13 protein-coding genes and 1 riboswitch are annotated in these 14,977 nt (G+C 72.3%); of the genes, 10 read left to right on the top strand and 3 right to left on the bottom strand.

Features of this window, described 5'->3' with window-relative positions:
• Positions 1-169: 169 nt before the first annotated feature.
• The 6 genes from ctaE to IE295_RS23415 all read left to right on the top strand — a co-directional run bounded on the left by ctaE (position 170) and on the right by IE295_RS23415 (position 7,236).
• A complete protein-coding gene (gene ctaE / locus IE295_RS23440) occupies positions 170-790 on the top strand; it encodes an aa3-type cytochrome oxidase subunit III (protein ID WP_071963529.1) in 621 nt (206 codons plus the stop codon).
• A gap of 68 nt (positions 791-858) precedes the next feature.
• A complete protein-coding gene (gene qcrC / locus IE295_RS23435; RefSeq protein ID WP_190065694.1) occupies positions 859-1,668 on the top strand; it encodes a cytochrome bc1 complex diheme cytochrome c subunit in 810 nt (269 codons plus the stop codon).
• Positions 1,665-2,720, top strand: coding sequence for a cytochrome bc1 complex Rieske iron-sulfur subunit (gene qcrA, locus IE295_RS23430; protein WP_190065693.1), 1,056 nt, complete (start codon positions 1,665-1,667; stop codon positions 2,718-2,720). The genes qcrC and qcrA overlap by 4 nt, the downstream gene beginning before the upstream one ends.
• The gene (qcrB, locus tag IE295_RS23425) at positions 2,717-4,339 is read left to right on the top strand and encodes a cytochrome bc1 complex cytochrome b subunit (RefSeq protein WP_190065692.1); all 1,623 of its coding nucleotides are present in this window, start codon (positions 2,717-2,719) and stop codon (positions 4,337-4,339) included. The genes qcrA and qcrB overlap by 4 nt, the downstream gene beginning before the upstream one ends.
• Before the next feature lie 150 nt (positions 4,340-4,489).
• Entirely contained in the window at positions 4,490-5,554 is a 1,065-nt protein-coding gene (gene trpD, locus IE295_RS23420) for an anthranilate phosphoribosyltransferase (RefSeq protein ID WP_190065691.1), read from the top strand.
• Between the two features lie 75 nt (positions 5,555-5,629).
• Positions 5,630-5,746: riboswitch (SAM riboswitch) on the top strand.
• A 122-nt stretch (positions 5,747-5,868) separates the two neighbouring features.
• Positions 5,869-7,236 carry an aminotransferase class V-fold PLP-dependent enzyme gene (locus tag IE295_RS23415; RefSeq protein ID WP_190065690.1) on the top strand — a complete coding sequence of 456 codons (1,368 nt, stop codon included), beginning with the start codon at positions 5,869-5,871 and terminating at the stop codon, positions 7,234-7,236.
• A 1-nt stretch (position 7,237) separates the two neighbouring features.
• Here IE295_RS23415 and IE295_RS23410 read toward each other — a convergent pair whose 3' ends face one another.
• Entirely contained in the window at positions 7,238-7,519 is a 282-nt protein-coding gene (locus tag IE295_RS23410; protein WP_086573996.1) for an Lrp/AsnC family transcriptional regulator, read from the bottom strand.
• Entirely contained in the window at positions 7,516-8,250 is a 735-nt protein-coding gene (locus IE295_RS23405; RefSeq protein WP_190065689.1) for a rhomboid family intramembrane serine protease, read from the bottom strand. Before IE295_RS23405 ends, IE295_RS23410 begins: the two co-directional genes overlap by 4 nt.
• Before the next feature lie 165 nt (positions 8,251-8,415).
• On the opposite strand from IE295_RS23405, the gene IE295_RS23400 reads away from it, so the two are divergent.
• The 3 genes from IE295_RS23400 to IE295_RS23390 all read left to right on the top strand — a co-directional run bounded on the left by IE295_RS23400 (position 8,416) and on the right by IE295_RS23390 (position 12,343).
• A complete protein-coding gene (locus IE295_RS23400; RefSeq protein ID WP_224322908.1) occupies positions 8,416-9,768 on the top strand; it encodes an NYN domain-containing protein in 1,353 nt (450 codons plus the stop codon).
• Positions 9,769-10,006: 238 nt separating this feature from the next.
• Positions 10,007-11,068 (top strand): C40 family peptidase, encoded by a 1,062-nt coding sequence (locus IE295_RS23395; RefSeq protein ID WP_190065687.1) that lies wholly within the window; start codon positions 10,007-10,009, stop codon positions 11,066-11,068.
• Between the two features lie 48 nt (positions 11,069-11,116).
• Positions 11,117-12,343 (top strand): hypothetical protein, encoded by a 1,227-nt coding sequence (locus IE295_RS23390; RefSeq protein ID WP_190065686.1) that lies wholly within the window; start codon positions 11,117-11,119, stop codon positions 12,341-12,343.
• Between the two features lie 40 nt (positions 12,344-12,383).
• Here the strand turns inward: IE295_RS23390 and IE295_RS23385 are convergent, their stop codons facing one another.
• Entirely contained in the window at positions 12,384-13,625 is a 1,242-nt protein-coding gene (locus tag IE295_RS23385; RefSeq protein WP_190065685.1) for a glycosyltransferase 87 family protein, read from the bottom strand.
• Between the two features lie 155 nt (positions 13,626-13,780).
• Between IE295_RS23385 and IE295_RS23380 the strand changes: the two genes are divergently transcribed.
• A complete protein-coding gene (locus IE295_RS23380; protein ID WP_190065684.1) occupies positions 13,781-14,923 on the top strand; it encodes a glycosyltransferase family 4 protein in 1,143 nt (380 codons plus the stop codon).
• Positions 14,924-14,977 lie beyond the last annotated feature (54 nt).

Genomic DNA, 14,977 nt, shown 5'->3' with positions numbered 1-14,977 from the left:
ACTCCGCCGACCCCCTCCGGGAGGAGGGTTCCGCAGGGCCCGCAAGGCCCCGGAAGCGCTCCTTCCTCCCTTTGGGGGACCGTCCCAATGGGCCGTACGAGCTGGGCATACGGTCTTGACACACCGAACGGCACCCCCCGGAGTGAGCGCGAGATAAGCGACCGACATAATGTCGGTCGTGGCGACAGCAACAGCAACAGATACCGGGCACGCACACCCGTCGGTCAATCGACCGAACCTCACCAGCGTCGGAACCATCATCTGGCTGAGTTCCGAGCTGATGTTCTTCGCGGCCCTCTTCGCGATGTACTTCACCCTGCGATCGGTGACCGGTGCCGAGCACTGGAAGGAAATGGCGTCCGCGCTGAACCTTCCGTTCTCGGCCACCAACACCACGATCCTGGTGCTCTCCTCCCTCACCTGCCAGCTCGGCGTGTTCGCGGCCGAGCGTGGCGACGTGAAGAAGCTGCGCATGTGGTTCGTGGTCACGTTCGTGATGGGTGCCATCTTCATCGGCGGCCAGGTCTTCGAATACACCGATCTGGTCAAGGAGGAGGGCCTCTCCCTCTCCTCCGACCCGTACGGCTCGGTGTTCTACCTGACGACCGGCTTCCACGGCCTGCACGTGACGGGCGGTCTCATCGCCTTCCTGCTGGTCCTGGGCAGGACGTACGCGGCCAAGAGGTTCACCCACCACCAGGCCACGGCGGCCATCGTCGTGTCCTACTACTGGCACTTCGTCGACGTGGTGTGGATCGGCCTCTTCGCCACGATCTACTTGATCAAGTAATCGGTCCCGTCCCGCACCGGACCAATCAGTCCAGATCGACGCAGAAGATCCTGACACCGGGGTAATCCGTGAAAAAGCTCTCCGCACGACGACGCCATCCGCTGGCGGCGGTCGTCGTCCTACTCTTCGCGCTGGCGGTTACTGGGGGGCTGTACGCCGCGTTCGCGCCGGCGGAGTCGGCCAAGGCCGATGACACCGCCCAGTCCCTCGCCATCGAGGAGGGCAAGAAGCTGTACTCCGTGGGCTGCGCAAGCTGCCACGGTACCGGCGGTCAGGGCACCTCCGACGGGCCGAGCCTGGTCGGCGTGGGCGCCGCGGCCGTCGACTTCCAGGTCGCCACCGGCCGCATGCCGCTGCAGCAGCAGGGCGCCCAGGCCCCTCGCAAGAAGGCCATCTACACGCAGGCCGAGATCGACCAGCTCGCCGCGTACATCGCCTCCCTCGGTGCCGGCCCCTCGGTCCCGACCAAGAACCAGTACAGCCCCGACGGCGCCGACATCGCCAAGGGCGGGGAGCTCTTCCGTACGAACTGCGCCCAGTGCCACAACTTCGTCGGCAAGGGCGGCGCGCTCTCGAACGGCAAGTACGCCCCGTCTCTCGAGGGCGTCAACCCGAAGCACATCTACGAGGCCATGCAGACCGGCCCGCAGAACATGCCCTCGTTCCCCGACACCACCATGTCGGAGCAGAACAAGAAGGACATCGTCGCGTACCTCGACACGGTCAACAGCGACAAGACGAAGAGCCCGGGCGGCCTCGAACTGGGCGGGCTCGGCCCGGTCAGTGAGGGTCTGTTCGCATGGGTCTTCGGCCTGGGCGCGCTGATCGCCGTCGCCATCTGGGTCGCCGCCCACACCGCCAAGGCCAAGAAGTCATGAGTAGCCAAGACATTCCAGAAGAGACCCTGCCGAGCAAGCAGGGCGACGCGCACCAGGGTGTAGCAGCGACCTCCGGCGACCCGTTCGCCGACCCGGGGATCCCGCCGCACGAGCCCCGCATCCAGGACATCGACGAGCGGGCCGCCAAGCGCTCCGAGCGCGTGGTCGCTTTCCTGTTCATGCTGTCCATGCTGGCCACGGTCGGCTTCATCGCCGCCTATGTGACCCTGCCGGTCGACAAGAGCATCTACGTCTTCCCGATCGGTCACATCAGCGCCCTGAACTTCTCGCTGGGGCTCACCCTCGGCGTGGCGCTGTTCTGCATCGGCGCGGGCGCGGTCCACTGGGCCCGCACCCTGATGTCCGACGTGGAGCACGCGGACGACCGTCACCCGATCGAGGCCGAGCCCGAGGTCAAGGCCAAGGTCATGGCCGACTTCAAGCAGGGCGCGGAGGAGTCGACGTTCGGCCGCCGCAAGCTGCTGCGCAACACCATGTTCGGCGCGCTGGCCCTGGTGCCGCTCTCCGGCGTGGTCCTGCTCCGCGACCTCGGTCCGCTGCCGGGCACCAAGCTCCGCAAGACCGCCTGGTCCGAGGGCAAGATGCTCATCAACCAGAACACGATGCAGCCGCTGCGTCCCGAGGACATCGCGGTCGGCTCCCTCACCTTCGCCATGCCCGAGGGCATGAAGGAGGAGGACCACGACTTCCAGCAGGAGATCGCCAAGGCCGCCCTGATGATCGTCCGGCTCCAGCCGGAGAACATCAAGGACAAGCGCGAGCTCGACTGGTCGGCGGACGGCATCGTCGCGTTCTCCAAGATCTGCACGCACGTCGGCTGCCCGATCAGCCTCTACGAGCAGCAGACCCACCACGTGCTGTGCCCGTGCCACCAGTCGACCTTCGACCTCTCCGACGGCGGTCGAGTGATCTTCGGCCCGGCCGGTCACGCCCTTCCGCAGCTGCGGATCAAGGTCAATGACAAGGGCTACCTCGAGGCCATGGGCGACTTCGCCGAGCCCGTCGGTCCTGCCTTCTGGGAGCGCGGATGAGTACTACAGACAACCGCCGCAAGGCGCCCGCCGGCGAGCGGGTCGCCGACTGGGCCGACGGCCGGCTGGGCATCTACAGCCTGGCCAAGGCCAACATGCGGAAGATCTTCCCGGACCACTGGTCCTTCATGCTGGGCGAGATCTGCCTCTACAGCTTCGTGATCATCATCCTCACGGGTGTGTATCTGACGCTGTTCTTCCACCCCAGCATGAACGAGGTCGTCTACCACGGCTCGTACGTGCCCATGCAGGGCATGCACATGTCCGAGGCGTTCAAGTCGACCCTGGACATCAGCTTCGACGTCCGCGGCGGTCTGCTCATCCGGCAGATCCACCACTGGGCGGCGCTGATCTTCCTCGCCGGCATGTTCGTGCACATGATGCGCGTCTTCTTCACGGGCGCGTTCCGCAAGCCGCGTGAGATCAACTGGCTGTTCGGCTTCCTGCTGTTCGTCCTCGGCATGTTCACCGGCTTCACCGGTTACTCGCTGCCGGACGACCTGCTCTCGGGCACCGGTGTCCGCTTCATGGAGGGCGCGATCCTGTCGTTCCCCATCGTGGGCACGTACATCTCGATGTTCCTCTTCGGCGGCGAGTTCCCCGGCTCGGACTTCGTGCCGCGGTTCTTCTCCATCCACGTCCTGCTGCTGCCGGGCATCATGCTCGGCCTGCTGGTGGCGCACCTGATCCTGGTCTTCTACCACAAGCACACGCAGTTCCCCGGCCCCGGCCGGACGAACAAGAACGTGGTCGGCATGCCGCTGCTGCCGGTCTACATGGCCAAGGCCGGAGGCTTCTTCTTCCTGGTCTTCGGTGTGATCGCGGCCATCGCGGCCATCGCGACGATCAACCCGATCTGGGCCATCGGCCCGTACCGTCCGGACCAGGTGTCCACCGGTGCGCAGCCCGACTGGTACATGGGCTTCGCCGAAGGCCTCATCCGAGTGATGCCGGGCTGGGAGATCAACGTCGCGGGCCACACGTTCGTCCTGGGCGTGTTCATTCCGATGATGATCTTCCCGCTGGTCCTCGCGGCCATCGCGGTCTACCCGTTCATCGAGTCCTGGGTCACCGGCGACAAGCGTGAGCACCACCTGCTGGACCGCCCGCGCAACGCCCCGACGCGCACCGCGTTCGGCGTCGCCTGGCTGACCGCGTACATGGTGATGATGGTCGGTGGTGGAAACGACCTGTGGGCCACCCACTTCCACCTGTCGATCAACGCCATCACCTGGTTCGTCCGGATCGGCTTCTTCGTCGGCCCGGTCCTCGCCTTCATCGCCACGCGCCGGATCTGCCTGGGCCTCCAGCGCCGCGACAAGGACAAGGTGCTGCACGGCCGCGAGTCGGGCATCATCAAGCGCCTGCCGCACGGCGAGTTCGTCGAGGTGCACGAGCCCCTCTCGCAGGACCAGCTGCACACCCTCACCGCGCACGAGCAGCCCAAGCCGCTCGAGCTCGAGCCCGAGGTCGACGAGAACGGCGTGGCCCGCAAGGTCGGCGCCGGCCAGAAGCTCCGCGTGAAGCTCTCCAAGGGCTTCTACGGCGAGGGGACCCACATCCCCAAGGCCACCGCGGAGGAGTACCACGAGATCACCAGCGGCCACGGCCACCACTGATCCCGCCCGCTGATCACTGATCGCCACGGCAAGAGCCCCGTCCGACGTCCGGACGGGGCTCTTCGCCGTCCCCGGACCTGGATAGGCTTGACCGCGAATCAGCGGACCCTACGACGGTTCCGTCACGACCGACCACCAGGAGTGTGGACCATGAACGTTGCGACCCCGGCAGGCGGCGAGCGCTCGGTGGCCCCTTCCTGGCCGGGCGTACTGGAGGCCCTGCTCAGCCGGGTGGACCTCAGCGCGGACGAGACCGCCTGGGCCATGGACCGCATCATGCGCGGCGAGGCCACGGACGCGCAGATCGCCGGGTTCGCGGTGGCCCTGCGCGCCAAGGGCGAGACGGTGGCCGAGATCTCCGGCCTGGTGCGGACGATGTACGCGCACGCCAACCTCATCGAGGTGCCCGGCCCGAGCGTGGACATCGTGGGCACCGGCGGCGACAACGCCAGGACCGTCAACATCTCCACCATGTCCTCGATCGTGGTCGCCGGCACCGGCGCGAAGGTCGTCAAGCACGGCAACCGCGCCGCCTCCTCCGCCAGCGGCGCCTCGGACGTGCTGGAGAAGCTGGGCGTCAACCTCGACCTCACCCCGAAGCGGGTGGTGGAGGTGGCCCAGGAGGCGGGGATCACCTTCTGCTTCGCCGTGAAGTTCCACCCGGCGCTGCGCCATGTGGCGCCCGCGCGGCGGGAGCTGGGCATCCGCACGACGTTCAACGTGCTGGGCCCGCTGACCAACCCGGCGCGGGTGAAGGCCCAGGCGACGGGCGTCGCGGACGCGCGGATGGCGCCGATCCTGGCCGGGGTGCTCGCCGAGCGGGGCTCCTCGGCGCTGGTCTTCCGCGGCGACGACGGGCTGGACGAGCTGACGACGACGGCCACCTCGAAGGTGTGGGTCGTGCGCGACGGCTCGGTGCGCGAGGAGTCCTTCGACCCCCGGGACGTGGGCATCGGCCTGGTGCCGGTCGAGGCCCTGCGGGGCGCCGACGCCTCGTACAACGCCGACGTGGCCCGGCGCCTGCTCGCGGGGGAGACGGGCCCGGTGCGCGACGCCGTGCTGCTCAACTCCGCCGCCGCGCTGGCCGCGCTGGCGCCCACGGACGCGCCGCTGGCGGAGCAGATCCGGGCGGGGATGGAGCGCGCGGCCGAGTCGGTCGACTCCGGAGCGGCGCGGCGGGCGCTCGAGCGATGGGTTTCGGCCAGCAACGCCTGAGGCGACGACGGGGCGCGGTCCGCGATGCGGACCGCGCCCTTGCGCTTGCAAGATCGTGTGGCATGATGCTGCGCAGGTCACGAGTGACAGCGCTTCGGCCCCGGCCTGCTGTCCGGCAACCCTCCTTCCGTGGCGGGGTGCCCCGGGTGATGACCGGGCCGCAGGCAGTGAGGTCTGCGGCAAGCGCGGATCCCTCGCCAGGGATCCTGGTCGTCGAGGGAGATCCTTCCGTGATGCAGCGAATGCGATAGGGCCGCAGCGGCCCCTTCTCCGGTAATCCCACCCCTTTTCGCTTCCCGCCGGGAGAATTCGCCATGTCCGCATGCCCTGTCACCGACGTTTCCACCGTGGAGCCGCTGCCCGTTCTGGGCCGGGACGTCCTGGTCCCCCTGGTCACCGGCGGCGAGGTGACCTATGCCGCGCTCGACTACGCCGCCAGCGCCCCCGCCCTGCAGCGGGTCTGGGACGACGTGGCCGCCTACGCCCCGTACTACGGCAGCGTGCACCGCGGGGCGGGCTACCTCTCGCAGCTGTCCACCGACCTCTTCGAGAAGAGCCGCGCGGACGTCGCCGGCTTCCTCGGCTGCCGCCCCGACGACCAGGTGCTCTTCACCCGCTCCACGACCGACTCGCTCAACCTGCTCGCCGCCGTACTCCCGCCCCGCACACGGGTGTTCGTCTTCGAGACCGAGCACCATGCCGCCCTCCTGCCGTGGGAGCGCCGCCCCGACGTCGAGGTCACCTACCTCGACGCACCCCGCACCCCCGGTCAGGCGGTGGACACCCTGGAGCGCGCGCTGGCCGCCCGGCAGCCCTACGGGCCGGCCCTGGTCTGTGTGACCGGCGCCTCGAACGTGACCGGCGAGCTGTGGCCCGTGAGGGAGTTGGCGGCGGCCGCGCACGCGCACGGGGCCCGGATCGTGCTGGACGCCGCGCAGCTGGCGCCGCACCACCCGGTGGACATCGCCGAACTGGACGTCGACTGGGCCGCGTTCTCGGGGCACAAGCTCTACGCCCCGTTCGGCGCCGGGGTGCTGGCCGGGCGGGCCGACTGGCTCCAGGAGGCGGGCCCCTACCTGGCGGGCGGCGGTGCCAGCCGCGCCGTCTCCCGGCGGGCCGACGGCGGCGTGGACGTCGAGTGGCACCGCACCGCCGCCCGGCACGAGGCGGGCTCGCCCAATGTGATCGGGGCGTACGCCCTCGCCGCCGCCTGCACGGCGCTCACCGAGGCCGGCTTCGACCGGCTGGTGGAGCGCGAGCGGCGGCTGGTGGCCGCCGTCCGCGACGGGCTGGCACGGGTGCCGGGGGTCAGGGTGCTCTCGCTGTTCGGCGACGACGCGCCCCGCGTGGGCGTCATCTCGTTCGTCGTCGAGGGCTGGAACAGCTCGCACTTCGCCGCCGCGCTCTCCGCCGAGTACGGCATCGGGGTCCGCGACGGGCTGTTCTGCGCGCATCCGCTGGTACGGACCTTGCTCGGCGGGGAGCCGGACGCCCCCGGCGAGTGCGGGGCGCCCGACGAGGGGCAGTCGCTCAACGCGATCCGGGTCAGCTTCGGCGCGGGCACCCCCGACGAGCACATCGAGCGCTTCACCGGGGCCGTGCAGGAGCTGGTCGAGAAGGGCGCGCGGTGGCGCTACCGCACCGAGAACGGCCGGTGCGTGCCGGACCCGTCGGCGGCCTGAGTCAGCTGTCGAGGCCGATCGCGAAGGCGGCCTCGAGGTCGTGCTGGGAGTAGGTGCGGAAGGCGATGTGCGTCTCCGTCGAGGCCACGCCCGGCACCTTGCTGATCCGGCCCGGGATGACGTCCGCGAGGTCGTCGTGCCGGGCCACCCGCACCATCGCGATCAGGTCGTGCGCGCCCGTGACGGAGTAGACCTCGCTGACGCCCTCCAGCGCGGCGATCTTCTCGGCGATCTCGGGGATGCGGTCCACATCGGTCTTGATGAGCACGATCGAAGTGATCACGTCGGTTTGTCTCCTGTTCCGGCCGGGGGTCCGGGGGGTGTCCCCCGGGAAGACACAGTAGCCGCACGCGTCCGGGTGACCCAGGCGTAGCCGAAGCCGAGGCAGAAGCCCAGGACATGGGCCAGATAGGCGACCCCGGGCCGTCCCGCGTCGGTGCCCGTCGCCAGCCACTGCAGCACGAACCAGAACAACAGTACGGCCCAGGCCGGAAAGCGCAGCGGCAGGAAGAAGAGGAACGGGAAGAGGCTGGTGACCCGGGCCCTGGGGAAGAGATGGAGGAAGGCGCCGAGCACTCCGGAGATGGCGCCGGACGCTCCCACGAGGGTGCGGCCGGAGTCGGCGTGCACGGCCGCGTAGCCGAGCAGGGCCAGATAGCCGGTCACGAGGTAGCACAGCGCGAAGTCGGCACGGCCCATGCGGGCCTCGGTCATGGCGCCGAAGACGAAGAGGAAGAGCATGTTGCCCAGCAGATGCAGCCAGTTGCCGTGCACGAACAGAGCCGTCAGGGGAGTGGTCAGGGCCAGCGGGGAGCTGTGCCACAGCTCCTGCGGGACCACTCCCCAGCGCTCGAAGTGGGCGCTCTGGGCGGACAGCAGCCCGGTGCCGGTGCCGTAGAGGGGATTGAGGCCGGACGCCGGGCCGGCGAGGAAGACCGCGCCGCAGATGCCCAGGATCGTCCAGCTCACCCAGGGGGTGCCGGTCCGGCGGGAGTGTCCAGCCTTTCTGATCATGGCCAGATCATGGCGTACCGGGCGCAACCGGTACCAAGTGCCTCGCCGGTCCGTCCCCCGGGGCCCTGGGCACCGCGTCCGGCGACCGGCAGGCCGTAGGGTGGACCGGGCGTTGAGTATCTGAAGAACGGGAGCGATGGAGCGGTGGCGGAGCACACAGACGGCGTGGAGGCGGCCGGTGACGCCGGCGGGGCCGACGACGGCGTCAGCGAGGTGCTCGAGCGGCCGCTGCCCGAGGGGATCCGGCGACGGGTCGTCAGCCTGGTCGCCGAGGCGTTCGGCGGCCTGACCGTCTCCGAACTCCCCGCCCAGCTGCGGCAGTATGCCCGCTTCACCCCCACCCGCCGCGCCAAGTTCGCCGGGAACGCCATGGCGGCCGCCGTCGAGAACGACACCGCCTTCCGGCAGCGGATCTCCGCGCGGCTGCGCGAGGGCGGCTCCGAGCTGGTCCAGGCGCTCGACGCCGGTTCGCCGCCCGCGGCCGCCGACCCCGAGGACGTGGCGGCCATGGCCTTCGTGCTGCGCCCGGCCGGCTGGGTCAAGCTCGTCACGGCGGCCGGCGAGGAGGCCCAGCGGGCCACCGCCGAACGGGCGGGCGAGGAGGCCCAGCGCGAACTGCGGCGGCTGCGCGGCGAGCTGGCCGCCGCCCGGGACGAGGCCCGCGCGGAGACCGAGCGCGTCCGCGCCGAGCTGGAGGCCGCCCGCAAGGAGGCCGAATCGCTTCAGCGCAAGCTGCGCAGCGCGGTCAGCGACGTGCGCCGCGGCGAGGCCGCGCTGCGCAGGGCGCAGGCGGAGCTGGAGTCCGCGCGTTCGGAGGCCGCCGCCGAGAAGGCCGCGGCCTCGGGCGAGCTGCGGCGCGTCAAGGCACGGCTCGCGGAGGCCGAGGCCGCGCTGGAGGCGGGCCGCCGGGCCGTGCGCGAGGGACGCAGCGTGGAGGACATGCGGCTGCGGCTGCTGCTGGACACGGTGCTGGACGCGGCCCAGGGGCTGCGGCGCGAGCTGGCGCTGCCGCCCGCCACGACGCACCCGGCGGACACCGTGGACGCGGTGCAGCCGGGGACGATGACGCCGAAGGACATCGCCACCCGTGCCCTGTCGGAGACCGACCCTGCGCTGCTCGACCAGCTGCTGGCGCTGCCCCAGGCGCACCTGGTCGTCGACGGCTACAACGTCACCAAGACCGGCTATCCGACGATGCCGCTGGACAAGCAGCGGCTGCGGCTGCTGGGCGGCCTCGCGATGCTGGCCGCGCAGACCGGCGCCGAGGTCACCTGCGTCTTCGACGGCGCCGAGCTCGCGGCGCCGGTGCTGCTGGCGCCGCCGCGCGGGGTGCGGGTGCTCTTCAGCAAGCCCGGCGTGACGGCCGACGAACTGATCCGCCAGCTGGTGCGGGCCGAGCCGCCCGGCCGCCCGGTCGTGGTGGTCTCCACCGACCGCGAGGTCGCGGACGGCGTCGCCAAGGTGGGGGCGCGCCCGGTGGCGTCGGCCCTGCTCCTCAAGCGACTCGCCCGCACCTGAGCCCCGGTCCCCGCCCCGCGGGCCCGCCACACCACCCGTCCGGGCGAATCCCGGCTCCGGCGGCCCGGCGCGCGCCCCGCCGGTGACCTGCGCCTTGGACCGGGTGTCCCTTTTGCCCTTGGGCGCGTCTTTGAACGGAAGGTGACCGCGCCGCTACTGTCTGGCGCGCGGTGCCCGCCCGTCGTCCGCCCCACCGGGCGGCAGGGTCCGCACACAGAGGAAGGGAGTGCGGCCCCCCGTGGCGTCCCATCGCCGTCTCGTGCAGTCCGGTCTCACCCAGAGCGTCCGGGTCTCGGTCCTGTCGGCCGCCGTGGCCACCGCCGCGGCAGCCCTCTCGGCGGCCCCGGCCACCGCCCGGCCCGGTGACGCCACCGACGAGGGCAAGGCCTCCGGGACGGTGAAGGCACAGCTCGACCGGCTCTACGAACAGGCCGAGCGGGCCACCGAGAAGTACAACGCCGCCGGCGAACGCGCCCACACCCTGCGCGAGCGGGTGGAGCGGGCCGCCGGCCGGGTCGCCCGCGGCCAGGAGAAGGTCAACCGGATGCGCGGCGACCTCGGCATGATCGCCACCGCCCAGTACCGCAACGGCGCCGTCGACCCCGCCCTGGAACTGCTGCTGTCCTCCGATCCCGACGGCTACCTCGACAAGGCCGCCACCCTCGACCGCATCACCGGCCGGCAGGCCGAACAGCTGCGGGCCCTGATGGCCGCGCAGCGCACCCTGCGCCAGGAGCGGGCCGAGGCGGCCCGCACCCTCGCCGAGCTGGAGGACAGCCGCAAGGCCGTCGAGCGGCACAAGCGGGAGGTCGAGGGGAAGCTCGCCGCCGCGCGCAGGCTGCTGAACACCCTGCCGGAATCCGACCGGGAGGAGTACGCGCGCTCCTCGCGCTCGGGAGAGCGCTCCGGCGGCCCGTACCGCGCTCCCGCCCTGCCGGACGTGCCCGCCGTCTCCGGCCGCGGCTTCGCCGCCGCCATGGCCGTGCGCCAGGCGGTCGGCTCGCCCTACGCCTGGGGAGCGACGGGGCCGGGCGCCTTCGACTGCTCGGGGCTGATGCAGTGGGCGTACGGGCGGGCCGGGGTGGGCCTGCCGCGCACCTCGCAGGCCCAGCGCCACGCCGGACGCCGGGTCTCGCTCGCCGAGGCGCGCCCCGGCGACCTGGTGATCTACCGCGACGACGCCAGTCACGTGGGCATGTACGTGGGCAACGGACAGGTGGTGCACGCCCCCTACCCCGGCGCGCGGGTGCGCTACGACCCCGCCGACATGATGCCGATCTCCTCCGTCACCCGGCCCTGAGCGTGCCCTGACCCGGGGCCCGGCCCGTCCCCCTCGTACGATGCGGGCGTGACGGGCAGGCGGTGGAGCGGACGGGCGGCGGCGTGCTGCCTGGCGGTGCTGCTCGCCCTGCAGACCCTCACCGGCTGCGGCACCACCGCCTCCCCGGACCGCCCGGACACCGGCGACCGGTCCGTCCAGCGGCTGCTGGACCGGTGGGCGCGGGCCGTGCGCGACCGCGACGAGCGGGCCTTCCTGGCGGCCGTCGACCCGGCCGCCCCCGGCTACCGCGACGAGCGGCGGCAGGTGTTCGCCAACCTCGGCGCCGTGCCGCTGGCCTCCTGGGAGTACCGGCTGGTCCGCACCGAGGGCACGGGCCCGCGGGTGGCGGCCGAGGCGGAGCTGCGCTACCGGCTCGCCGGGTACGACACGGCGCCGGTCACCGCCCCCGTGCGGCTGACCCTCGTGCGGCGCGACGGCCGCTGGTTCGTGGCCGGGCAGGAGGCCCGCCAGGGCGGCGGGCAGCTGTGGGAGCAGGGCACGGTCACGGCGGTGCGGGGCCGCAGCAGCCTGGTGCTGGCGGTCGGCCAGGACCAGGAGCGGATGCGGGCGCTGGCCGCCCTCGCCGACCGGGCCGTGCCCGCCGTCGAGTCGGCCTGGCACGGCGGCTGGGCCCGGCGCGTGGTGGTCGAGATGCCGGCGTCGCTGGACCGGATGGCGGCGCTGCTGGGCTCGCCCGCCTCCCAGTACCGGGGCATCGCCGCCGTGACCACCGGCGAGGGCGGCGGGACGGGAGGCGCCCCCGCCGACCGCGTCATCGTCAACCCCGAGGCGTACGGCGTGCTCGGCGACTTCGGCCGCCGGATCGTGCTCACGCACGAGACCGCCCACGTCGCCACCCGCGCCGCGACCTCACCCGCCACCCCGCTGTGGCTCTCCGAGGGCTTCGCCGACTGGGCGGCCTACCGGAGCACCGGGCGCACCCCCCGCCAGGCCGCCCCCGAGCTGGCGAACGCCGTCGCGGCGGGCCGCGTGCCGCAGCGCCTCCCCGAGGACGCGGACTTCGGCTTCGCCGGGGAGGCGGGCCGGCTGGCGCGGGCGTACGAGGAGGGGTGGCTGGCCTGCCGGATGATCGCCGAGGGCTGGGGGGAGGACCGGCTCGTCGCCTTCTACCGGGCGGTGGGGGAGCGCAAGCAGAGGGCCGGCGCGGTGGAGGGGGCGCTGCGGGAGGTTCTGGGGACGGATCCGGAAGCGTTCACGGCGCGGTGGCGGGAGTACGTGGCGAAGGCCTTCTGACGACCGGGGCGGCGACGGTGATCTCCTGCACGCGGCCGCGCTACCCCGGCACCAGCGCCGACTGCCGCTCCGCCGGCGGCTCCGGCTCCTCCTCCGCCGTACGGGGCTCGGTCACCGTCTCCTGCCACAGCCGCCTGCACGAGATCACCGTCGCCGCCACCAGCAGCCCGTTGCGCAGCGTCAGCGTCGCGACCCCCAGCTTGTCGCTGGCGATGACGTGCGCGAACCAGATCGGGAACTCCAGCTGCGTCAGCGGTGCCGCGATCAGCACGAGCAGCACCGGCAGCCACTGGCGCGGCGTCCGCATCGTCACGCACACCGCCGCCAGGCCGATCAGCCAGATCATGTACTGCGGGCTGATCACCCGGCTGGTCGTGGTGAACAGCAGCACCGCCGCGAACGCGGCGTCGTAGGGGGTCGTCGCGGTGAAGCGGCGGGCCCGCATCCGCCACAGCAGCAGCCAGGCGAAGGCCAGCACGCTCAGTCCCAGCGCCAGCGCGCTGACCGCGTGGACGTGCCGGCCCAGGAACTCCACCGAGCCGTAGTTCAGCCGCGCCTTGCCGTGCCAGCCGACGTGCCGGGCCAGGTGGAAGACCAGCGAGCCGAGCGACTCCACCTCCGTGCCCCGGTCGCGCTGGAAGGTGAGGAAGGCCAGCGCCCCCGGCATCGCCGCCGCGAAGAACATCGCCATGACCCCCGCCGTCACCAGCGCCGCGCCCCACGTGGAGCGGGTGCGCGGGCCGCGCGGGGTGCCGATGAGCAGCAGCAGGGGCCAGACCTTCAGCAGCGCGCCGAAGCCGACCAGCGCGCCCGACAGCCGGGTGCGCCGGGCGGCGGCCAGCAGCGCCGCAACGGCCACCGCCGTGACCATCACGTCGTAGCGGGCGTAGACGATCGGGCCCAGCAGCGGCACCCCCACCACCCAGACCCACACCCCCAGCGGTCCGCGCCGCCGGTCGCGCACCGCGTAGAGCAGCATGCCCATGATCGCGGCGTCGGCCAGCAGGCACAGGGCGAAGAACGCCGGGGCGTAGTCGAGGAACGGCAGCAGCCCCGGGGCGAGCACGGCCAGCGCGGCGGCCGGGGGGTACTGCCAGGTCACGTCGTCGTACGGGAAGATGCCGGTGCGCAGGACGCCGTACCAGCCCTGGTAGATCACCTCGATGTCGACGGAGACGTCCGAGCCCGGCATGTCCCACACCCGGAACACGCACATCATCAGAACGGCCCGGGTGACGGCCCACACCACGATCGAGAGCCGCAGACCTGTGCCCGCCACCATCGTCCACCTCGTCCCTTCGGGTCGGCGCCGCCACCACGCGCCGTACACGTTCGGTCACTGGAAGGAATGATGCCGGTCGAGTGCCCCCGCGCGCGACGGACGTGGCGGGAAGCGGCGCGGTTGCCGCCCGATCGCACCCGGTACTGTCGGCGGCGATGCACAAGACCCTCATCGTCACCAATGACTTCCCGCCGCGCCCCGGCGGCATCCAGGCCTTCCTGCACAACATGGCGCTGCGCCTGGACCCGGCGAGCATCGTCGTCTACGCCTCCACCTGGAAGCACAGCCGCGAAGGCGTGGAGGCCACGGCCCGGTTCGACGCCGAACAGCCCTTCCCGGTGGTGCGCGACCGTACGACCATGCTGCTGCCCACCCCCCGGGTGACCCGGCGCGCGGCCACGCTGCTGCGCGAGCACGGCTGCACCTCGGTGTGGTTCGGGGCGGCCGCGCCCCTGGGGCTGATGGCGCCCGCGCTGCGCCGGGCGGGCGCCCGCAGGCTGGTCGCCACCACCCACGGCCACGAGGCCGGCTGGGCCCAGCTGCCCGGCTCCCGGCAGCTGCTGAGGCGGATCGGCGAGGGCACCGACACGATCACCTATCTGGGCGAGTACACGCGCTCGCGGATCGCCTCCGCCCTGACCGACGAGGCGGCCGCCCGGATGACGCAACTGCCGCCCGGCGTGGACGAGAAGACCTTCCACCCCGGCTCCGGCGGCGACGAGGTCCGCGCCCGGCTCGGCCTCACCGACCGTCCCGTCGTCGTCTGCGTCTCCCGGCTCGTCCCGCGCAAGGGCCAGGACACGCTCATCGAGGCCATGCCGCGCGTGCTCGCGGCCGAGCCGGAGGCGGTGCTGCTCATCGTGGGCGGCGGCCCGTACGACAAGGACCTGCGCCGGCTCGCCGCCGACACCGGCGTGGCGCACGCCGTCCGCTTCACCGGGGCCGTGCCGTGGGAGGAACTGCCCGCCCACTACGGCGCCGGCGACGTCTTCGCCATGCCCTGCCGCACCCGCCGGGGCGGGCTGGACGTCGAGGGGCTCGGCATCGTCTACCTCGAGGCCTCGGCGACCGGGCTGCCCGTGGTGGCCGGCGACTCCGGCGGCGCGCCGGACGCCGTCCTGGACGGCGAGACGGGCTACGTGGTGCGCGGCGGCTCCCCCGAGGACGCCGCCGACCGGATCGTCACGCTGCTCGGGGACGCGGAGCTGCGCCGCCGGATGGGCGAGCGGGGCCGGGAGTGGGTCGAGGAGCGCTGGCGGTGGGACCTGCTGGCGGAGCGGCTCAAAGAACTGCTGTAACGGGCGGCAGGCATGAACGGGCGACAGAGGTAAGACGTAAGGGGCTCGCGCCAT

The organism is Streptomyces griseocarneus, from assembly GCF_014655595.1.
GTDB lineage: Bacteria > Actinomycetota > Actinomycetes > Streptomycetales > Streptomycetaceae > Streptomyces > Streptomyces griseocarneus.
Note: the sequence above shows the minus strand (reverse complement) of the source record. Positions and strands in the feature narration are given on the sequence as shown.